This window comes from Flavobacterium pokkalii, assembly GCF_014596575.1.
GTDB lineage: Bacteria > Bacteroidota > Bacteroidia > Flavobacteriales > Flavobacteriaceae > Flavobacterium > Flavobacterium pokkalii.
This window is the reverse complement of the sequence record NZ_NASZ01000006.1, coordinates 84,975-107,662: the sequence shown is the minus strand read 5'-3', so window position 1 is coordinate 107,662 and position 22,688 is coordinate 84,975. Positions and strand designations below refer to the sequence as shown.

Annotated in this window: 15 protein-coding genes; 6 read left to right on the top strand and 9 right to left on the bottom strand. The window is 35.2% G+C overall.

Annotated features, from left to right (window positions below; all coding sequences use genetic code 11):
• Positions 1–768, bottom strand: coding sequence for a ParA family protein (locus tag B6A10_RS06265; RefSeq protein ID WP_188220168.1), 768 nt, complete (start codon positions 766–768; stop codon positions 1–3).
• 673 nt (positions 769–1,441) lie between these two features.
• On the opposite strand from B6A10_RS06265, the gene mobA reads away from it, so the two are divergent.
• From mobA to mobC, 3 genes are all read left to right on the top strand, one after another.
• Complete coding sequence (mobA, locus tag B6A10_RS06260) at positions 1,442–1,885, top strand: conjugal transfer protein MobA (protein WP_188220167.1); 444 nt, start codon at positions 1,442–1,444, stop codon at positions 1,883–1,885.
• Entirely contained in the window at positions 1,882–3,192 is a 1,311-nt protein-coding gene (mobB, locus tag B6A10_RS06255) for a conjugal transfer protein MobB (RefSeq protein ID WP_188220166.1), read from the top strand. Before mobA ends, mobB begins: the two co-directional genes overlap by 4 nt.
• 117 nt (positions 3,193–3,309) lie before the next feature.
• Positions 3,310–5,310: a conjugal transfer protein MobC gene (gene mobC / locus B6A10_RS06250; RefSeq protein ID WP_188220165.1), complete on the top strand. Its 2,001-nt coding sequence runs from the start codon at positions 3,310–3,312 to the stop codon at positions 5,308–5,310.
• A gap of 359 nt (positions 5,311–5,669) precedes the next feature.
• On the opposite strand, the gene B6A10_RS06245 is transcribed toward mobC, so the two are convergent.
• Positions 5,670–11,075, bottom strand: a complete 5,406-nt coding sequence (locus B6A10_RS06245; protein ID WP_188220164.1) for an N-6 DNA methylase — start codon at positions 11,073–11,075, stop codon at positions 5,670–5,672.
• Complete coding sequence (locus B6A10_RS06240) at positions 11,062–11,499, bottom strand: DUF1896 domain-containing protein (protein WP_188220211.1); 438 nt, start codon at positions 11,497–11,499, stop codon at positions 11,062–11,064. Before B6A10_RS06240 ends, B6A10_RS06245 begins: the two co-directional genes overlap by 14 nt.
• A gap of 169 nt (positions 11,500–11,668) precedes the next feature.
• Between B6A10_RS06240 and B6A10_RS06235 the strand changes: the two genes are divergently transcribed.
• The gene (locus B6A10_RS06235; RefSeq protein WP_188220163.1) at positions 11,669–11,845 is read left to right on the top strand and encodes a histone H1; all 177 of its coding nucleotides are present in this window, start codon (positions 11,669–11,671) and stop codon (positions 11,843–11,845) included.
• A gap of 60 nt (positions 11,846–11,905) precedes the next feature.
• On the opposite strand, the gene B6A10_RS06230 is transcribed toward B6A10_RS06235, so the two are convergent.
• From B6A10_RS06230 to B6A10_RS06205, 6 genes are all read right to left on the bottom strand, one after another.
• A complete protein-coding gene (locus B6A10_RS06230; protein WP_188220162.1) occupies positions 11,906–13,987 on the bottom strand; it encodes a type IA DNA topoisomerase in 2,082 nt (693 codons plus the stop codon).
• 20 nt (positions 13,988–14,007) lie between these two features.
• A complete protein-coding gene (locus tag B6A10_RS06225; protein WP_188220161.1) occupies positions 14,008–15,432 on the bottom strand; it encodes a DUF3945 domain-containing protein in 1,425 nt (474 codons plus the stop codon).
• A gap of 99 nt (positions 15,433–15,531) precedes the next feature.
• Entirely contained in the window at positions 15,532–15,825 is a 294-nt protein-coding gene (locus B6A10_RS06220) for a helix-turn-helix domain-containing protein (protein WP_188220160.1), read from the bottom strand.
• 354 nt (positions 15,826–16,179) lie between these two features.
• Positions 16,180–16,920, bottom strand: a complete 741-nt coding sequence (locus B6A10_RS06215; RefSeq protein WP_188220159.1) for a hypothetical protein — start codon at positions 16,918–16,920, stop codon at positions 16,180–16,182.
• Positions 16,910–17,155, bottom strand: coding sequence for a hypothetical protein (locus tag B6A10_RS06210; RefSeq protein ID WP_188220158.1), 246 nt, complete (start codon positions 17,153–17,155; stop codon positions 16,910–16,912). The genes B6A10_RS06215 and B6A10_RS06210 overlap by 11 nt, the downstream gene beginning before the upstream one ends.
• A 331-nt stretch (positions 17,156–17,486) precedes the next feature.
• Positions 17,487–17,729 carry a hypothetical protein gene (locus tag B6A10_RS06205; protein WP_188220157.1) on the bottom strand — a complete coding sequence of 81 codons (243 nt, stop codon included), beginning with the start codon at positions 17,727–17,729 and terminating at the stop codon, positions 17,487–17,489.
• Between the two features lie 556 nt (positions 17,730–18,285).
• Here B6A10_RS06205 and B6A10_RS06200 point away from each other — a divergent pair.
• Together B6A10_RS06200 and B6A10_RS06195 are read left to right on the top strand one after the other, a co-directional pair.
• A complete protein-coding gene (locus tag B6A10_RS06200; protein ID WP_188220156.1) occupies positions 18,286–21,288 on the top strand; it encodes a SusC/RagA family TonB-linked outer membrane protein in 3,003 nt (1,000 codons plus the stop codon).
• A gap of 16 nt (positions 21,289–21,304) precedes the next feature.
• The gene (locus B6A10_RS06195) at positions 21,305–22,687 is read left to right on the top strand and encodes a RagB/SusD family nutrient uptake outer membrane protein (protein WP_188220155.1); all 1,383 of its coding nucleotides are present in this window, start codon (positions 21,305–21,307) and stop codon (positions 22,685–22,687) included.
• Position 22,688: the final 1 nt, after the last annotated feature.

The window sequence follows — 22,688 nt, the reverse complement described above, 5'->3', positions numbered from 1 at the left end:
CTATAATTGAATGATTTTTAAAAATTCGTTTACAAATAAATCTAACTGACAAGCTTTCATTAAACGTTCATCTGGAGGCATAACCGTAGAGCGAAATACAGTTTTGCTATTCTCTTCGCTTTCTTTACGAAAGCGAGTGCTATTCTTGATTTGGCTTTGCATCAGGCTTAATCCCAATTGCGCAATAAGCTGATTATAAATATCATATAAGGGAGTGCTTTCCCTGCCATCAACCTGATTCCAAAACAGATTAATGGTTTCTATGGAAGTTGCACCTTTTTTCATAATAACATCCTGTAAAAGCTGGGTAAAAACGAGCGTACTCTCCATTACCAAACGATCTGCTGTAATAGGTGTGAAAATGTGATGCATTCCTGCCAATGCTTTGAGTATTCCGGGAGTGTTCACCGTTCCTGGAAGATCAAAAAATATGACATCAATAGGTACTGAAGAGGAATTCAAAAATTTATGAGCCGCATCCAATACGTTTTCCGCTTTGTGCTGCATAATAGGATAGGCTTTTTTGTTAATGGTGGTAAATTGTTTGTACGCCAATTTTTTCAAATACTCGTTTTCCATTACCATAGCCAGATCACGAGATTTCATTTTCATCAAACTATGTTGTGGAAAATCGGCATCCAATACGGCAACGTTGTAGCCTAATCGATAATGCATTATACTGGCAATAAGTGTTGTAAATGTACTTTTTCCGACACCTCCTTTTTGAGAAGAAAAGGCGATAAATACTGTTTTGTGTTTTGTATCCATAATTTCAAATGATTTAATTATTTATATATCCAATTAATTACTTATGTATTTCCATAATTATCTATACACTTCTGCATATAGGTTTGCCACACTGTACCACATTATATATTTAAACAGGTACTTACCAAACTGTTTATCTACCCAAATATGTCTTTATAACCGTGTGTAAATAAGTGGGCATTTATCAACTTACTTATACAGTTATCTAAATTTTCACACCTGTACTTTTCTACATTTCTATTTGTGTAAGTACGTTATTACCTATATAGATAACTATGTCCTTATATCTACTTATAAGCACAAAGAAATGTAGATAAGTAAGTCCCTTTATTATCATGGTAGTAATTGGCATTTACTGGCAATTCTTGGCTACTCATCACACTATAATGATTCTATATTCAATCATTTACTTTGTATAAAACAGTAATCAGTTCAATCAATGGAAAGACTAAATCAATATTGGGATAACAACTGGAACGGCGTTAAGCCGTTTTTCCCTGCTTTATTAAATCCGTCCTGCCGACAGGCGGACGGATTATCTGTTCGCCAGAACAGAGCAAGTTGTGTTTTGAGGCACTCGAAATGAATTCCGTGCCTCAAAACAACTTGCCCTTGCAGGGGCTAAAAACATCCTCCGAAGTCGGTGTTTTGTAAAATTTAAAATGGATTAGTGATGAATGGACAAGAAAATGACAAACAGCATAAAGGTGGCAGGAATCCTAAAAAGAATCCCAGCATTCATCGTTATGTTTTTCGTTTGACAGATGAAGAAAATGCCAAATTTCTTTCCCTATATGAAGCTTCCGAAGCTGATAATAAAGCTCATTTTATCACTTCTGTTCTGTTTGAAAGGCAAATAAAAACCGTGAAAATTGATATGGCATCAATGGATTATTACATGCGATTAACCACATTATATGGTCAGTTTCGTGCTGTTGGTGTTAATTACAATCAGATTGTGAAGATATTGTACCGTAATTTTTCCGAAAAGAAAGCAGCAGCTTATCTGTTTAAATTGGAAAAACAAACAGCCGAATTAGCCAAATTATGCCGCGCCATAATACAATTAACCGAGGAATTTGAAGCAAAACATTTGATTAAAAATGAGAAAAAATGATAGCTAAAATTGGTCGAGGAGCAAATATTATTGGAGCACTTTCTTATAATCAACTCAAAGTTGACCAGAAAAACGGAGAAGTTTTAGCTACCCACAGAATAAGAGAAACAGTGAACGGAAATTATACCATTGCTCAATTCTATCACTCATTTGAGCCTTATCTGATTGTGAATAAACGAACGGAAAAACCCGTGTTACATATATCCCTCAACCCTGATCCAAGAGACAACGTAAGTGATGAAGATTTCAAACAAATAGCAAAAGATTATATGGAACGTATGGGGTATGGAAATCAGCCTTATGTAGTTTTCAAACATACCGATATTGAACGAACTCACATTCATATTGTATCGACCTGTGTAGATCGTAACGGTAAAAAAATAGCTGATAATTATGAAAAATTGCGTTCCATGGATGCCTGTCGTATATTGGAACAAGAATACAAACTAATAGCTGCAACTGAAAAAAATCGTAATCCGAAAGAAGAACTATTCAGACCGATTGACTACAAGGCAGCTAATGTAAAAAGCCAAATAGCCTCGGTAGTTAGGTATTTACCAAAATATTACCAATATCAAAGTCTAGGAACTTACAATGCTTTACTTTCCCTTTTTAATATTACCGCAGAGGAAGTAAAAGGCGAATTACATGGTCAACCTAAACAAGGATTGGTTTATTTCGCGTTGAATGAAAAAAGAGAAAAAGCTAGCAATCCATTCAAAGCATCTCTTTTTGGTAAACAGGCAGGACTGGATGTTTTACAAAAACATTTCGAGCTATCGAAAGAAAAAACGAAAACAGAAGCAACAAAAGACATTCTAAAAAAGACAATCGAAATTGCAATCCATACCACTTCCAATGAAACCGATTTTAAGAAACAATTGCTGGAGCAAGGCATCAATACAGTTGTTCGCAGAAATAACGAAGGACGTATTTACGGAATCACATTTATTGACCATGAATCCCGCAGTGTTTGGAACGGATCACAATTGGGTAAAAACCTTTCTGCTAATATTTTTAACGATTGTTGGAACGAAAAAACCACTCAAAAACGCCAAGATGGAATACATGACAATATAAAGATTACATCTCCCGAAAGCACTAACACTACAAAACCAGAAACTGAAAAACCACATACGCTTTTTGATTTTCTTAATAAAGATCAGTCAACCGAAACTCAATCTGATTTTGGTTTTATGGAAAGTCTTGGTAGTTTATTACCAGAAGCACAAGCAGAGGATTATGAAGAACAGCAATTTGCTAATAAAATGAAGAAAAAACGCAGAAGAAACGGTAATAAGAAATAGGATTCCAATTTAAATTTTATAGAGACAAATAATACCAATAAAAGCCATTTGAAGCTCGTTCGTTTTAAAGATTTTACTTAACTCCTAAATTCTACCACGCTTTTAATTATTCAAAAAATGCAAGGAGAAGACGATTTAAGAGGACTAGCCAAAATAATGGCTTTCATGCGTGCAGTAAGCATCTTGCTGGTATTGATGCACTTTTACTGGTTTTGCTATAGCTTTTTTTTAGAACGAGGTTGGTCACTACAAGTCATCAATAAGATACTCGGTAATTTCCAGCGAACAGCAAACCTATTCTCCCATACATTTCACACCAAGATCTTTTCTTTGGTCTTATTGGCATTAAGTTGTTTAGGAACAAAAGGAGTAAAAAACGAAAAATTTACCTGGACCAAAATCTACTTCGCCTTAATCATAGGTTTTATTTTTTTCTTTCTAAATACTCCCTTACTGCGATTGTCTGTAGAAATGGCAACTTCATTATATATACTGACTACTTTAATAGGTTACATTTCTTTAATGATGGCTGGAGTATGGATTAGCCGTTTGCTCCGTACAAATCTCATGGATGATGTTTTTAATAACGAGAACGAAAGTTTCATGCAGGAAACTAAATTGATGGAAAATGAATATTCTGTTAATCTTCCCACCAAGTTTTATTATAAAGGCAAATGGAATGAGGGATGGATCAACGTAGTAAATCCGTTCAGAGCATCCATAGTGTTGGGTACACCTGGTTCCGGTAAGAGTTATGCTATTATAAATAATTACATCAAGCAGCATATCGAAAAGGGATTTTCGATGTACATCTATGATTTCAAATTTGATGATCTTTCGACCATTGCTTACAATCATTTGTTGAAGCATACCGATAAATATACGGTTAAACCGAAATTCTATATTATCAATTTTGATGATCCACGCAGGAGTCATCGTTGTAATCCCATCAATCCGGATTTCATGACAGACATCTCCGATGCTTATGAATCAGCATATACCATTATGCTTAACCTCAACAGAAGTTGGATACAAAAGCAGGGTGATTTCTTTGTGGAATCTCCGATAATCCTGTTAGCGGCTATCATTTGGTTTCTAAAAATCTATGATAACGGAAAGTACTGTACATTTCCTCATGCCATTGAATTGCTCAACAAGAAATATATAGATGTTTTTACTATCCTTACTTCCTATCCAGATCTCGAAAACTACCTATCCCCTTTTATGGATGCCTGGCAAGGTGGCGCACAGGATCAATTGCAAGGACAAATAGCTTCGGCTAAAATTCCTTTGTCCAGAATGATTTCACCTCAACTTTATTGGGTAATGACCGGTGATGATTTTTCATTGGACATCAATAATCCGAACGAACCTAAAATACTTTGCGTTGGAAATAATCCGGATAGACAAAACATTTATTCAGCCGCACTAGGTTTATACAACTCCAGAATTATAAAACTAATCAATAAGAAAGGAAAATTAAAAAGTTCGGTTATTATTGATGAATTGCCAACCATTTATTTTAGAGGATTAGATAATCTGATAGCTACTGCTAGAAGTAATAAGGTGGCTGTTTGTTTGGGTTTTCAGGACTATTCCCAATTAACTCGTGATTATGGTGACAAAGAAAGTAAGGTTATCCAAAATACCGTGGGTAATATCTTTAGCGGTCAGGTTGTTGGAGAAACTGCCAAAAGCTTATCAGAACGCTTTGGAAAAGTATTACAGAAAAGACAAAGTATGACTATCAATAGAAACGATAAATCTACCTCTATATCTACACAACTAGACAGCTTAATCCCTGCTTCCAAAATTTCCACATTGACACAAGGAATGTTTGTGGGAGCTGTTTCAGACAATTTTGATGAACGTATTGAACAAAAGATATTTCATTCCGAAATTGTCGTCGATAATGAAAATGTAGCCGCAGAAACCAAAGCTTATAAAAAGATACCAGAGATTTTATCTTTCGTTGATGAAAATGGTGAAGATAAAATGAAAGCTCAGATTGAAGCCAATTATAGGCAGGTTAAACAGGATATCGTTCTGATTATCGAAAGTGAATTAGAGCGCATCAAAAATGATCCAGACTTACAGCATTTGGTGCAGAAGGAATAAAAGCCACTTCTATTATGAAATGGCTATATTTCTTGTAAACAGGATAAATTTCTCCATTTATACTTTAAAAATAATATTCAAGATTACTTTTTTCCTGAACTTTTAGAAGGCTTAAGAGAAGGCGTATTTCCTGGCGTACTTTTATTATCACGCTGACGTCGATCTGGTTTTCCTGTTGAATCTGCTATTCTTTTGGGTCCTGGTTTAAGTGCCATAATTTAAAGCATTAATTGGTTGATATCTCATCAAAGATAAATAATAAAATAAGAAAAAACATACTCATTCAATCTCTTTATTAAAATCTAACTCTTTCTATAATCCGTTTATAAAATTATTCAATATTCGATATTAAATCATAACTAAATTGCTCTTAATCTAATAGGAGTCACCACATTCTTAACAGCTACTTTATCACTATCTGATAGTCCAACCTCTTTTAGATTTTCAGAAGGAGCTATTGATAATTTTATTTTTCTCTCCATGGTAGCCAATTCATTCTTCAATTCTTGTAATTTATCTTCTTTAGACCAATTACTATTAACCACTTCTTGAAGTACTGGAAGATCTTTTTTGAGATTAGCTATTTTATTTTGTTCCTGCTCCACTAAACTCGGAATTTTCTTTAGTGCATTAATAAAATTCATTGCAGCAGTTTTAGGTTCAGATGCCATATATTCATTGTTATAAGTATATTTAATTCCTCCTTCGCCTTGAACAAAAAATCGATTATCTCTTTCAAGTATATCTATTTTTTTCTCTGAAAGTTCTGTTTTTACTAATAATGTAAAACCGTATAAACTTCCTATCTCTTCAAATTCACCACCCGTTCGGGCTTTCTCTGCATATTCGTTGAGTTTTGCCCCAACTTGTTTGACATCGGCATAAGCAGGCAGACCGTTTAGCTGAACGGGGTTTAATAAAGTTCCATCGGAACCTTTTTGCATTCTTTGTTGTAAATTATTCCAATCCACTATTATTCGATTCAAACGAGACTGGGTACTTTCCAAGGTTGTAGTAACATCTTCCAGTTTGTACTTAGAACTAAACTTGGAACGATTAAATGCCTGTCGTTCACTTTCCAGTCCAGCAATTTGTTTTTCAAGTTTTGCTTTGTCTAACAGATCTGTATTACCTGAAAGTATGGCAACATATTCAGAGAAGTTCATACCTGATTTTTCATCCATTCCTCCTTCATCTATAGTACGCTTTCCTAAATTATTGCTTTTTAACTGATCAATAAAAAGCTGTTTATTATACAATAGATTGAACTTATAACTATCTAATGATTTTTCAACAGCATAGATAATCACATCTACTTTATTATTAGCAAAATATTTAGCAATCTCATTTCCTTTTCGAATCGCCCTTCCATCACGCTGGGTAAGATCGCTCGGTCTCCAAGGAGTATCCAAATGATGAACTGCTACTGCTCTCTTTTGAGCATTCACACCTGTACCCAACATATCGGTAGAACCAAATAGCACTCTAATTTTTCCTTCATTCATTGCGCTAATCAATTCTTTACGCTGTTTATCGGTTTTTGCTTCCTGTATAAATCGTATTTCATGAGACGGAATATTATGGTTCTGAACTAACTTTCGTTTGATTTCTGCGTAAACATTCCATTCAGTAGGTTTATAGGTCCCTAGATCTGAAAAAACAAACTGAGTTCCTTTTTGACTGTTAAAGCGATTGTAATAACTTGCAATTGTTGCAGCGCAATGAGAAGCTTTATTGTCTGGATGATCTTCATATTTCTGGTTTACCATCCTCATATCCAATGACATCTTTCGGGCATAATCGGTAGCGATTAGCATTTTTGCTTTTTCTTCTCGGTCTGTTAATGGAGGTCTTCCCAGCAAAGTAGCATTACCTGATTTAGCAAAATCCATCAGATTTTTAATAAATACTTCTTGTTCCGGTGTGGGTGGAATATTATGAAGTATTTCATTCTTTTCAGGACGGTCAATACCAATGTCTTTTGCTGTTCTATAATCTGTAATTTCAGAATAAAATTGAGCTAATTCTGGTACTTTAATAAAGTATCGAAATCGCTCTTTTTGCACAATATTATTTGCAACTGAAAATTCATAATCAGTAGTCTTTCGAGTATATATAGCTGCCCAAGCATCAAAACAATTAATCCCTTGTTTTTCCAATGCCTGTGGGCGGAGAAATTTGAAGAGCAAGTAAAGCTCTGTCAACGAATTACTAATTGTAGTACCTGAAAGGAAAGTTGCCCCAAGGTCTTTACCAGTACGATCTTGTATCGTTCGTAAGGCAAAAAGCAAGTTTAGTGCCTTTTGACTTCCCTGCATATTACCCAATCCCGCAACTCGATCATGACGAGTATTGAACATTAAGTTTTTAAAACGGTGGCTTTCATCAACTAGTAAGTGATCAATACCCATCATCTTAAAATCAACAATATCATCCTTTCTATTTTCTATATCGTACTCTATTGTTTTAAGCTTGACTTCTAAATTTTGTTTACGAACTATAACTCCTTTGAGCATGGCTCGTGAAATATCTTTTCCTTGCGTTTCCAAAGCAGTTAGATTCTCTTCTACACTGTTTAACTCCATTTGTAAAATTTCTTTTTGCAACTCAGGAGATTGTGGTATCATACCAAATTGATCGTGTGTAAGTATAATACAATCCCAATCATTGTTCTTTATATCCCCGAAAATGCGTTGGCGTTTCTGTGCTGTAAAATCCTCTTTTCCTGGATACAATATCTTAGCATGAGGATAAGCAGTTCTATAGGTTTCCGCTATCTCGTGTACATTCGCTTTTAGCCCAATAATCATTGGTTTATGCACCATCGCTAATCGTTTCATTTCCTGAGCAGCTGTACACATGATAAGAGTTTTTCCTGCTCCTACCTCATGGTCGCAGATTGCTCCTCCATTGAGTTTTATCATCCATACTGCATCTTTCTGACTTGGATAAAGATCTTCAATCCCTAATGCTTTTCTATCTAGTCCCGGAAATTCCTGATGACTTCCATTATATTGGGGACGGACAAAACAATTGAAAGTGTTATTATACTGATCAGTCAACCTTTTTTTAAACTCATCGTTTTGGGCATGTAGCCAATCCGAAAAAGCAGTTCGAATTTCATCTATTTTAGTATTGGCTACCTGTATCGCTTCTATATCCCTCACCTTAACCTCCTTGTCGTCAATGATGATTCTTTTAGTAATGTCAGGTGTCGTATTTACAAGCGCATGCTTCAGCAAAGCAATACCATCATAGGTTCGACTTTCTGACTTTACGGAATACTTATCCCGTATATGAACATTTTTTTGCTCACAATTAATTGCAAAATCATCTGTGTTTTCTGTATAGAAAATGCGAACTTCAGTTTGAAACAGTTGGGAAGCAAAACAGGCATATATTTCTGTAGGAATCCAACGCTCGCCAAGATTGAAATCTAGTTCTTCAAATTCAATTCTTCTTGGTCTAGCTTCTTCCAAAGCGGTTAAACTTTCTTTAGCTACGTTGTCATCAGGATTATTTTTTAGATATTCGATGAGTTGATTTGATTTCTCCACCACATTCCCCGAAACCCATTTTTCTGATATTTCATACTCTCTTTCCAAAGGATTGTAAAAAATCTTCCCCCGAAGCGCTTCTTGAATATCATCGGATGCCATACCACTTAGCTTCGACATATAGTCGAAATTAACTTTTCCGTACTGATTCAAAGAAGCTGCCAACGCTTCATCTGGATTATCTGTAGCTAGTGAGCTAGTAGAAAAACTAACTGGATGTTGAAAAATATCTGCTTTGCGTACAACTCCTCCAATCACACGTTCCAAATAGGGAATTTCTTTACCCGCAGCATCTGTTTTAATAAGTTTGATATTATCTGCACTGTTCAAATTCCCATACCTTTTTACAAAGTCATCGTATTGTTTATTTAATATTTCTCTGTCTTTTGTTTGTTCCTCTTTTAACACGGCCTCATTATTATAAAGTCGATGGTAAACGTCCCTCAAATCAATATAGGCAGAAGCTCTCATTTTTTGTCCTGCTGAAAGCAAAAGTGGATGAAACATTGCTTTTCCTGACTTAATATCCACTTCTTTCAGATAGCCTATCAATTCATTATCTTTTACAAGACATTCCTCTCGATGAAAAACATGTATTTCTCCTGTATAAGGCGTAGGATTGGGTGATGTTTCCGTCTGAATTGGAGTTGTTATATTTCCTACTTCGCTACTCTGCTTATTCGTGTTTAGTTGAGAAAACAAATCTCCATCAATTTCACTTCGAATAATTGTTTGAGGTTGTTCCGAGACACTCGGTTTTTGATCTGTTAGTTGGGGTTTAATAGTATCAAACAAACTAGGTTGTTCTCTATAAATCCTTTGCTTTACTGTTTTTGTTTTATTATTGAATCTAGGCTTTGTTACATTTATTTTTGCTGGTATAGCAGTTTCAAACAAATCAAATAAATTCAATTGCTCTTGAAATCCATTTTCCTTTTTGAGTTGACGAGAAAGTTCTACTTCAGATTTTGGTATTTCGATAGCTTTCTTTTGAATAATTGGTTCATTAGCTAAAGGAATCTTTGGTTGTATTACTGTCTTTTCAGATAAAAACCCATTATAAAAATCGATATCGAGATGAATAGAAAAATCATCTTTCAATATTCTTTTAAGATCAGTAGCAATTCCTTCAACACCTCCTTCATGTTCAAATATTATTGTTGGTTTACCGTATGGGTCGGTTCCCGAATATGACTTTGTATGAACTACATAATCAGGATTAGTTAATAGGACATTATTAGAAACATTTTCAGAATTGATATTAGTTTCACAAAACTGCTTTTCTCTCAATGACAAACCATCTTTAGCAGTATGCTTTTGTAGCACAATCAAATCGCTGCCTACATCTGTACCTGCATGTTCTGTAAAAAGATTATTTGGCAATCGTATAGCAGAAACTAATTTGTGGTCTTTCATCAACGCTTCTCGTATAGCAGCATTACTAGGACTATTCAAGACCCCTTGTGAGGTAATAAAAGCTAGAATCCCACCTTCACGAAGCATATCGCCTCCTTTTAGAAAGAAATAATTATGAATACTTCGAGCAGCCTGAACTCTTGCCGAATCTTTGCTACGAGAATACGAAAGATCAAATATAGAAACATCCCCAAAAGGAATATTGCTTGTAACTAAATCATAGCTTTTCTGTTCTTTTTCAGGAATAGTTTCAAAACCTTCAATGCGAGTTTTAATGTTTGGATAAATATGTTGCAAAATTTTGCCTGTCAACAATTCCTTCTCATAAGCGCAAGTTTCGCTAATAGTTTCAAAAGTTTTATTAAAGACTTCAACAAAAGAACCTGAACCTGCAGATGGTTCTAGCATGCGGTTAATCACCAATCCATTTTCTTTCAGAGTATCCGAAAGTGCTGAAATAACCGCAGGAGGAGTATAAAAAGCCGTCAAAACTGAATTTCGCATACTATCAACATAGTGACGGTATTCTCTGTCATCTATAGCATTTTCTTTAAGTAATTGGTGTAATTCTTGAGTAAGAGAGAATAGATGGTGATCCGTTTTTCTCCAATGCTTACTATCTATAGCATTTTCGACAGGGTTAAGTACAAACTTTAGACCACCAAATCCGCTATATTGTTTCATTAGTAGTCTTTCCTCTTCTGTAGCTTGTCTATTCTCTTTTTCTAGTTTAAAAGCAATTTTGAGGACATCAATATTCGTTTGGAGATGTTGTCTTTTATTGAAGCCCATTTTCTTCTATCCAAATTGCAATGGTTCCCGTAAGTTCTGTGTAAAGAAGATTATAATCAGTACTATCAACGAATTCTTGACTTACCTTATATCGTTGGAAAACCGATTCACAAATAGCTAGCATCTTCAGAGCGAATGGGCGTAATTCCTCATCTGCCATAATAGTATCAAACTCATTTATTACTATTTTGAATACCGTATCGAATTTAGAGAAATGCAATCCTTCAAATAGAATATAATTAGCAATGGCATTACATTGAACAATTGAATTACCCGCATGAAAAGCTGCTTCATAAGCATTTGCAGCCCATTGTGAACGCTGCTCTATAAACTTGGTATTCCAAACTTTTTCTGGAAAACTCGCATTAAGTAATTCTATTAATCTTAAATTGAAATATGAAAGGTCTTTTGGTAGCATATCTATTTTATTTTATCAATGAATAAATATAGAATGCTGTTAATAGTATTCAGAATATCTGGTACTATTTGGCTTATAAAGGTTTAGATTGTCTATAAAGAAGAATATTCATTATTCTGTGTGAATTTCGATTGTAATTATTATTTTTACCTCTTTGCTAAATAAAAAATCTCTTATGAAAGAATTAATCGAAAAAATCGCTACAGAATTTGAAACATTCAAATCTGATGCTGAATTACAAACAGAAAAAGGAAATAAAGCTGCTGGAACCAGAGCCCGTAAATCTTCTCTAGAATTAGAAAAGCTTTTAAAAGAATTTAGAAAATCTTCTATTGAAGAGTCTAAAAAATAAGCATAAAAAATGCCCCAAATAGTGTCTAACTTTTTGGGGCATTTCTACAATGGGAGTTTTTTATTTACTTCTTTTCTTTTCAGGGAAAACAAAAGTAGTCTCCCCTTTCTCATTCATAGCTATAAAAGCATCGAATTTTTTCCCTGATTTACTGGTCATACCTTTTAGAAGGCTCGTTCTACCTTTAGTTATCAAAGTTTCCAAATCCATAAGATTTAATTGAATACCACATATATTTCGGAACTGTACCCAATTACAGCTTTCACCTGAACATTTTATCAATTTATCCCGAATTACTAATTTCTGATTTTTACATTTTGGACAAATTAGTTCCGGTTGTTTTTCGGCTTCAATAGGTAATGCAAGTATTTCTTGTGTGATAGTCATTGTAAAATCTTCCATTTCTTTTTGAAACTTCATGAAATCATCTTCATTATTTTCAATCTTTTGCAAGGCTAATTCCCATTCAGCTGTTAAAGCTACGTTGGCTATCTTTTTGTCTTTTATCAATTCGTAAACCTTTAATCCTTTTTCTGTAGGCACTAAAAATTTCTTATCTCGTTTGATATACTCTCTTTTAAAAAGTGTTTCGATAATAGCAGCCCTTGTTGCTGGAGTTCCAATGCCTATTTCTTTCAATACTTTTCGTTCTTGTTCATTTTGAATTTGATTGCCCGCATTTTCCATTGCTCCCAGTAAACTAGCCTCGGTATAAAGAACTGGTGGCTTGGTTTGTTTATCTAAAATTTTTGCTCCTTTTATTTTTAGCTCATCTCCTATCTTTAGTTCCGGTAAATTCTGAACTGGATTATTATCCTCATCGATAAAATCTCCCTTAATGAATCTCCAGCCAGGATCAATAATTTTACATCCTTTTAGTGAAAAATCATAATGTGCCACTTGCAAGACAACTTCCGTTATTTTTTTAAAACAAACAGAAGACACGGCCTCTAATAAACGATAGGCAATCATTTCATATATAGCCTTTTCCTTTGCTAATAAGGCTGAAGGTATCTTATCTGTTATCAATAAACCATGATGATCGGTTACTTTTAGGTCGTTAACGATACGTTTATTCAAACGCCCTCTTTTCATTTTAGGCACTATTTCTCTAAACTTATCCATTTCTTCTAATATTCCTATTAACTTAGGGATTTCTCCCCAAATATATTCAAGAATATATTTACTCCCGGTACGTGGATAGCTAATAAATTTCTTTTCATAAAGACTTTGGGCAATAGTAAGCGTCTCCTCAGCAGATAGATTCAACTTAATATTAGCCTCCTTCTGTAAAGCAGTAAGATCAAACAATAAGGGAGGTTGCTCGTTAACCATCTTTGTTTCGACAGATATAACCGTTGCTACACCATGTCGCTCGATAAATTTCAATGTGTCTTCAACCTTTTTCTTGTCATCCCATTTGATTAAAGAAAGACTTTTAAAATCAATAAATTCTTTACGATGCTCTAACTCAATTTGCCAAAATTGCTTAATCGTAAACGCTTTATTTTCTAAAAATCTTCTACAAATAAGTGCCAAAGTAGGAGTTTGAACCCTTCCTAGGGAATAAATACCACTTCCAGCAGCTACTGTCAAGGCTTGTGAGGCATTGATACCTACTAGCCAGTCTGCACGGCTTCTCTCTTGAGCAGCGAAATATAAACCATCAAACTCCTTTCCTGATTTCAGATTATCAAATCCTTTGAGAATCGCTTTTTCTGTCAATGAACTTATCCATAAACGCTGAAATGGTTTATCGCATTTTAAGTATTGATAAATATAACGGAATATCAATTCTCCTTCACGCCCGGCATCTGTAGCGACAATAATACTTTCGCAGTTTTTCACAAGCTGCTCAATGATTTTTAATTGTTTCAATGCTGCTGCATCTGGAACATAACCATTATCTCTCTTTATTTTACGCACAGTTAGTAAGAATGGATTAGGTAATATCGGTAAGCCATTTTTTTGAAACCCTATAATTCCATAATCTTCAGGCATAGCTAAAGTTACTAAATGTCCAAATGCCCAGGTTACCTGATAGCCATTCCCTATCAGGTAACCTTCTTTCTTCTCAGTAGCTCCCAACAGCAAGGCTATTTCCCTGGCCACACTTGGTTTTTCTGCAATTACTACTTTCATCGATTGAGCCTTTAGAATAGTTATATTTTTCGTCCTTTGGATTTAGCAGCTTTAGGCTTATCTTGCTGTTCTTGTTGTTGTTTTTTACTATCTGGAATATTCTGTTCTGTTTTCAAAGGCTCTTTGATCTTCTTAGTAGCCTCATTCGTTTTACCTTCAGAATTTACAGCAACCTGTGTCTTGCTTTCCTCTTTTGGTTGGGATTGACTTTTCATCTTATTCGGATTATCAAAAGAAAAATCTGTTTTTGCAGTTTCATTATTGAATGTGATATATCCTTGGTATTCTTTTCCTTTCTTATCAACCAAACCACTTACATATACTGTTTGCCCTTCTTTGAACTTTTGATATTGCTGCTCATCCAGTTCTTTTCCTCTAAATACGCGGGGTACTTCCTGTTGTTGACTTTGAAACTGTTTATTATTAGTTCTGTCAAAAAGAAATTCTACGTAACATTTATCAGCATTGAATTGAACTGAAGCACTGAAAGGTTCTCCTTTTTTAGAAATCATCCCTTCTAGGTACAAAGGTTTACCTTCCATCAAAGTCTGCTTTTGCTGTTCATCTAACTTCACTCCTTTTATCTCATCCGGAATTTTAATACGATCTGTACGAAGAGCAATCAATTCTTTAGTCAATCTGTCCACACTAATAATGGAAGGTATTATTTCTCCATTTTTAGGATTAGTTAAATCAACCACTCGTCCCATATTACCTGTCTTGAGTAAGTTTTCTTTGTCTTCTTTGGTGAACTCATGCCCAAAAAATGGAAAATGGAACTGTGGTTCTTTACGAATTCCATGAATTGCTACAACAACCTGTCCATCATCTCTAGTCTGCAAAGAAAGTCTGGCGTCCATTCGTGTGATAGAAGTACCTAAATCAAGACTAATAGGTACCAATTCATTCGTTTTATAACCTTTTAACAAGGGATCAAGTAGATTCATTTTTTCAAGACGTTCCTTACTTAATCCAAGATTAGACATAGCATTCCAATCGATTTGTTCTAATTTGAAGCGGTATTCGCTAATTTCCGTTGTTGACTGTGTAGTTTCCATAATATTCTTATTTTTTTGTTTATAATCATTTTTTATCTCGTGTTGGATAAATAGTTTTTCTGCTGATTTAGTAGGATTATCAACTTCCTTTTGCATTTTATTTGCTACATTAATTGCATCATCTGCAGCTACTCTAAAAAAATTAAAATGTGTAGGATTATTTAATTGCTGGAGAAAATTGGAGAAAAAATTAGAAAACAAATCTCCATGCTTATCAACACGCATAAACTGGCTTTCATTTTTCTTGTTTGCAGCCACTGTTTGCAGTTCACCATTCTTCTCTATTCCTTTAACTGCCTCTATTTTCTTTTTTTTCTTGTCGAAGACCAACAAAATATCAGAAAACTGATCTGTAGCTCTTGGAGTATCTATAACTTCCTCGCTCATCACAATACTATTTTTAATTTGCATATCCGAAAATAATAAGATGAAATAGCAGCTTATACTAAATGACTTTAAATGGCTTTTCTTGACAGATTTTGTCTGTCACTTTTTGAAAGGAGCATTAAAACTATCACGTATAAATTGATGAACGTCTGATAATTTATAATAAAGCTTCCCGCTAATAGTATAATAGGGTAATTTACCTGATGAACGGTAACGCTGAAGTGAACGGCTGCTAATTTTCAACATCTGAAGGAGATCCTGATTGTCTAATAATTCCTCTCCATCAATGTTATTCCGTTGCTTTTGAACATCATTGATGTGTTCATTAAGGATATCGAAGCGATCCATAATACGCTCCATCCAAGCTATAAATTCCATTCTGTCGATATTCATACGCTCCTGTTTTATAGTTACTTATTAGAAATACAAATCTCATTCAGTGTGTAACAAAAGAACAATTAGAATCTCCGCTGTACAAGTACAACTAAATAGTTGTACCCCTGTACCTCATAATGAATTTGAGAAAATATGTTGATTTTAGAGGAAAATAGATAATATTAAAAACAAGCCAAGGTACTACTTCCTTACGGAAAAAGTACCTCGGTCGTCGAGCGACAAGCTTGTTTAGCTTGTAATATGTAAAAAAAATTAATTAACTTTTAATTACCCTTGATTTGTTAATCAAGCGTAATAAATTACTAAAAATAAAATCAAATTTTAAATAACAGATTCCTTAAAGAAACTAATCTATCTTGTATAATAAGGCAAAACATATTTAAGAAACCAATTAGGTAATTTATTGGTTTTAATTTCCATGTTTCCTTTAAATAATTCAGCGATTAAAACCTGTTGTTTTCCTGAATTATCAAATAAATAAGCTCTATAACAATGAGGTAATACCAAATGGAGATTTTCCAATGTTCTATAATATCGATCTTCTATTTTATCCTCCGGAACGTCATGTCCTCCTTTTTCTACCCTATTATTTACCCTGGAAATATTTACCTCAGGACTATCTATACATACAAAATATAAATAGGCAGCATATCCTAAATCTACAACCTTTGAAATTTCGTCTATTTTCGAGGAATGACTCATTACGGTTTCAAAACTAAAAGACTTGTTTTGACTAATGAGTAAGTGCCTTAGAAAAGATGCTATAAATGCACCTTCATAGCTATGTGTTTCTTTTAAAGTATCTACGATAAAATTTTCTTTAACTGAAACATCAATTACATGACCACTTTCATTTGCTTTTTGGAAAAGGGACTTAGATGCTTCGGATGCTTTAAAAATTTCTAAATCTTCTTGAGTAGCTGTAAGACCAATTTCTTTTAAATCAATAAGTCCTGATACAGCCAATTTCTTTTCAATCTCGTCAGCATTTATAAAAAAACCTGTATCGTAATTTTTACTAAACTCACTAAATAAAGTACTTTTACCGGAACCATTGGGACCGGCAAAAACTCTTACTCTTTTATTTTGCATGAAGTATTAATCCTTTCTTAATTTCAAATGGAGCTACTACATCATCCTCTATTTGTTTTTTTGTAGTGATTACGCCTTCAGAAGTCTCTTCATATATCACTCCATCTTTGATATAGGTAACAGATATTCCTAATGCTCTGGAAGCTCTATTAGCTGTATCAGAAGCAATTTTTCCTGCTTTAACCAAGGCTTTTGTTTGCAAGATATCTTTTCTAAAAACTGCTTTTGTTTTCATAAAATATACTATAAATAGATTTTTTGTACTACAAATATACTTAAAATATAATGTTTCTTAGTACTAAAATACAAATTACCCGTCCAAACATTTTTAAATCAATCTAAGTGTTTAATTAAAAAATTATCTTTATCCAACATGAAAGTGAAATCTTCACTCCAATGATTCAATAATGCCACATAACTATTATATAGCTCTCGCAATATTCAGTTTTATTTTTACCAATTATAAAAATAATTCCTACATTACAACCATTAATTAACAACTAATATTCTAAAACAGAAAAAGATGCCCAAGCATCTTTTTAATAATAATTTGAATATATTTTAATTTACTCAATCTCTAAATCAAATTCGAAATCAAATAATTCTTTAGGTTCAATTTCTAATCCCTTTGCTAATGAAATAATAGTACCTAATGAAGCTCCATGTTCACCATTCAAAACTCTATAAACACCTTTCGGTTCAATCTTTCCAATAGAAGCAACAGTCATAACATCTTTGTCATACTTATCCATTAGCTTCTGCAAATTTTGACCAAAGGCTATATAATATTTCTTTCTAATCTCTTTCACAATGTGAAATTGAGATAATCACTACAAAAAAAATTGTCAAATTTGACAATTTTGTGATTTTTTTCATATATTTGACTTTAATAAAAAACCTTTAAAGAGGATTTTATTAATTTTGCGACTCTTCAAATTAAAAATATTGAAGCATTCGCTTTGATTCTCGTATCAGAAAACTGGTAATTTTATAGGAACGAGAAGATAAGTACGATGCTCACGTCTTATGGCGTGGGCTCACTTATTGTTCCCCGGTATACCAGTACCTCTGATACAGTAAGCTGAGTTCCATGCCATTTTAATTTTAAATAGCTTACTCACTTCAATCTAAGCATTGCTCCTCTAAAGGATCTCGCATAATCAATATAACAACAAAATGGGAAAGCACTGTTGGCACTAGGCTGTAACTAGTAAAAACAGTGCTCATCCCTCTTTTAATCCTTTAAATTATATGCCTATGTAACATTGCGATTCTGACATAAAAAAAAGCCCTCTACCCTGTCGCCAAACGTGTATAGAGGACTAAGCTAACAAAACTAACGTTTCATTAAACCAAAACAAAAGTATGAATAATTATTCAATCTTTAAGTCTTGGTCAGTCCTTGAACTGTCCAAACGCTACTATCTTTTTTTGCTGTGCTTCTGCTCAGCTACTTATGCCCAAAACCATTTAATTTCAGGGACTGTATCTGATAAATCTGGTATTTTACCCGGTGTTACCATTCAGGTCAAAAACAAAGCGGTTGCTATACTCACTGATTCAAAAGGGCATTATCTAATTGATGCCGCTCCCAACGATTTCTTAGTATTCTCCTTTATAGGTTATAAAACCATTGAAATCCCTGTACAAAGCAATACAACTATTAATGTGCTCTTACAGGAGGATGCCACTACACTAAAAGAGGTAATTATCAATGCTGGCTATTATTCTACCAAAGACAGTGAACGTACTGGTAGTATTGCCAAGGTTACTTCCAAAGATATCGACAAACTACCTGTCAGTAATCCTTTAGCAGCCATGCAAGGTCGTATGTCAGGCGTAAATATCACCCAATCCACTTCCATGCCGGGCGGGAATTTTAGTATCCAAATCCGTGGGATCAATTCCATTCGCTCAGAAGCTAATGAGCCGCTTTATATAGTCGATGGTGTTCCTTTTTCATCCCAATCTTTGGGTAGTAATGCTCTCGTAGGTGGAATTCTGCCCGCTAATTCCAGTCCGCTCAATAGTATTAACCCCACTGATATAGAAAGTATCGAAGTCCTTAAAGATGCGGATGCTACTGCCATATACGGTTCGCGTGGTGCTAATGGTGTGGTATTAATTACGACTAAAAAAGGTCGAACTTCTGAAACCAAATTCTCTATTCAATCGGCAGCTACCATTGGACAAGTAGCTCAAAAAATGAAGTTACTCAATACCTCCCAATACCTGGCCATGCGAAAAGAAGCCTTTGCCAACGATGGTATAACCACCTATCCAACCAATGCCTATGACCTCAACGGAACCTGGGATCAAAACCATTATACCGACTGGCAAAAAGTGCTTATTGGTGGAACGGCTCATATCAATACCCTGCAGGCTTCTGTTTCCGGAGGTGGAGCCAATACTCAATTTTTACTGAGTGGAAACTACCGCAAAGAAACTACTGTCTTTCCCGATGAGGCTAATTTTCAAAGAGGGGCTTTCCACAACACCCTTTCGCATCATTCTACAGATAATAAGTTCAATTTGTCCCTAACTACCAATTACATATCTGACAAAAGTACCCTGCCGGGACAAGATCTCACTGGCGCAGCCTATACACTTGCGCCAAATGCCCCTGCTCTTTATGATTCACAAGGTAATCTCAACTGGCAAAACGGAACTTTTAGTAATCCTTTGGCTTTTCTTAATGGTTCGTATTTAACACAGACCAACAACCTTATTGCCAATGCACAGCTCTCCTATAAAATCGGGACTGATTTTGAATTAAAAACAAGTTTGGGCTACAACAGCCTTAACCTCTCAGAAACCCGTACCCTCCCTTCTACAATCTACAATCCTTCATATAACATTGGCCCCGATTCCTCAACACTCTACCTAAACGATTCAAAGACCAATTCATGGATTGTAGAGCCGCAATTGAGTTGGAATAAAAGAACCACTAACTGGCAGTTTAATGTACTTCTGGGGACAACCTTCCAAAATCAGAAATCCCAACAATTGGTACAATCAGGAACAGGCTTTGCAGGAAACAACCTGATGAATAATCTGGGAGCGGCAACCTACAAGGAAGTAATCAATCATGATTTTACTACCTACAATTACACTGCTGTATTTGGACGTTTAAATACGATTTGGAAAGACAGATACATCCTTAACCTTACAGCTCGCCGTGATGGTTCGAGTCGTTTTGGACCAGGAAATCGCTTTGCCAATTTTGGAGCTGTAGGGGCTGCCTGGTTGTTTTCTAAAGAAGCAATATTTAATGACAGCTTACTGAGTTTTGGAAAACTTCGTGCCAGCTACGGAACTTCAGGAAATGATCAAATTGGAGATTATCAGTTTCTAGATACCTATAGCATAACGGGTGCACTATACAATGGTGTTGTAGGAATCAGCCCAACCCGCCTGTACAACCCTGATTTTGCATGGGAAACCAACAGAAAATTAGAAACAGCACTCGAATTAGGTTTCTTTAAAAACAGAATCAACCTAACTGCTGCCTACTATCGAAATCGCTCTTCCAATCAGTTGGTAGGAATTCCATTCCCGGGCACTACAGGCTTCACTACCTTAAATACCAATTTGAATGCCACGGTTCAGAATACCGGTTTTGAACTGGAGTTAAGCACACAGAACTTTAAAACAAAAGATTTTAATTGGACTACCAATTTTAACCTGAGTCGGGCTAAAAACAAATTAATTGCCTTTCCTGATTTAGAAAGCTCCACCTACAGCAATTCATTAGTAATCGGCCAACCCTTACAAATAAAAAAAGCCTATGAGTTCACAGGTATTGATCCTCAAACCGGAGCTTACACCTACAGAGATTTTAATAATGATGGTCTAATCACTGCTACTGACGACAGAAAAGTGGTAAAAGACTTAACGCCTGAATATTTCGGTGGGCTTTCTAATCAATTGAGCTATAAAAACTGGTCTATGGATATTCTTTTTCAGTTTGTCAAACAACAGGCCTACAATTACCTCCTTACTACTACCATGGCAGGAACCATGTCCAACCAGCCTGTTGATGTGCTGAACCATTTCCCTGATAATGGGACAACGGCCGAAATCCAGCAATATACTACAGGAGCAAATGCCACACTTACCCAGGCCTATTACAAATACTATGATAGTAATGCAGCTATTAGTGATGCTTCCTTCATACGTTTAAAATCAGCCAATATCAGCTATAGTATTCCTACTGCATGGGCCAAGTATTGCAAGGCTAAAATTTACCTTCAGGGGCAAAATTTGCTCACCTTTACCCACTACAAAGGAGCGGATCCTGAAAACCATTCGGCTTATTTCCTCCCGCCTTTACGACAATTTACACTCGGAGTGCAATTAAGCTTTTAACCTAATACTCAAAAAAATGAAAACGATAAATAAAATTAAAATAGCCATCCTAATTACAGGACTCCTGCTCAACTTTGCCTCCTGTGAATCCTTCATTGAGGTAGATCCTCCCAAATCACAACTAATTGGAGCCAATACCTATGAAGAAGTGGCTACGGCTACAGCCGTCTTGTCCAATATCTATGTACAAATAAGAGAAAATGGAATGCTCAGTGGAGTGAGCGCCGGAGGAACTAATCTTTTAGGAAACTATGCCGATGAACTTGATTTTTATGGCACCACCACATCACTGATGGAGTTTAACAATCATACCTTGATTGCTTCCAACACCATGTTATCTGGATTGTGGAATAATAGTTATAATCAAATCTACTCAGCCAATGCCCTGCTGGAAGGCGTAACAAAATCAGAAACAATCACCGGAGAGAACAGAAACCGTCTCCTTGGTGAAGCCTTATTCATCAGAGCCTATCTGCATTTCTATTTGACAAATACTTTTGGAGCGATTCCCTATATTACCACTACCGATTATAATGTAAATAAGAGTATTGGAAAACTAAGCCCAGACCAAATCTATCAACATATCATCACTGACCTTACCGAGGCTGAAAATCTAATTCCTGATACTTATCCTACTGCGGAAAGAGTACGCCCTAATAAAGCTACAGTAAAAGCTTTACTATCCAGAGTATATCTCTATGCTGAGAATTGGGAAAAAGCAGAAAGCTATGCCACGGCAGTTATTGAAAATCCTTTATATGTCTGGATAAATGATATTTCTACTGTATTCCTAAAAGACAGCCCTTCGATTATCTGGTCTTTACATCCCGGCATTGCAGGACTCAATTCCAAAGAAGCCAGAACTTTTATTTTTACTTCGGGACCTCCCACCCGTCCTGCTCTTTCTGTAAGCCTGATGAATAGCTTTGAAACCGCTGATCTTAGAAAAACAAATTGGACTAAAACCGTTACTAAATCAGGTGTTTCCTGGGCTTGTGCTTATAAATACAAGAAAAATACCAACACTGGTACATCGGTAGAATACTCTATACTATTTCGATTGGCAGAGCAATACCTGATAAGAGCGGAAGCCAGAGTATATAACGAAAATTTAACTGGGGCTCAGAATGATATTAACAAAATCCGTAATCGTGCCGGATTAGCCAATACCTCTGCCACCACCGCCGCTGCATTACTAGATGCCATCCTTAAGGAAAGGAAAATCGAATTATTCTTAGAACAAGGGCACAGATGGTATGATATCAAAAGAACCGGCAAAGCCGATGCAATACTGAGCAACTTGAAACCACAATGGAAAAGCACCCAGATTCTTTTGCCTTTACCCGAAAAAGAACTACTGCTAAACAAAAATCTATTACCCCAAAACACCGGATATTAAA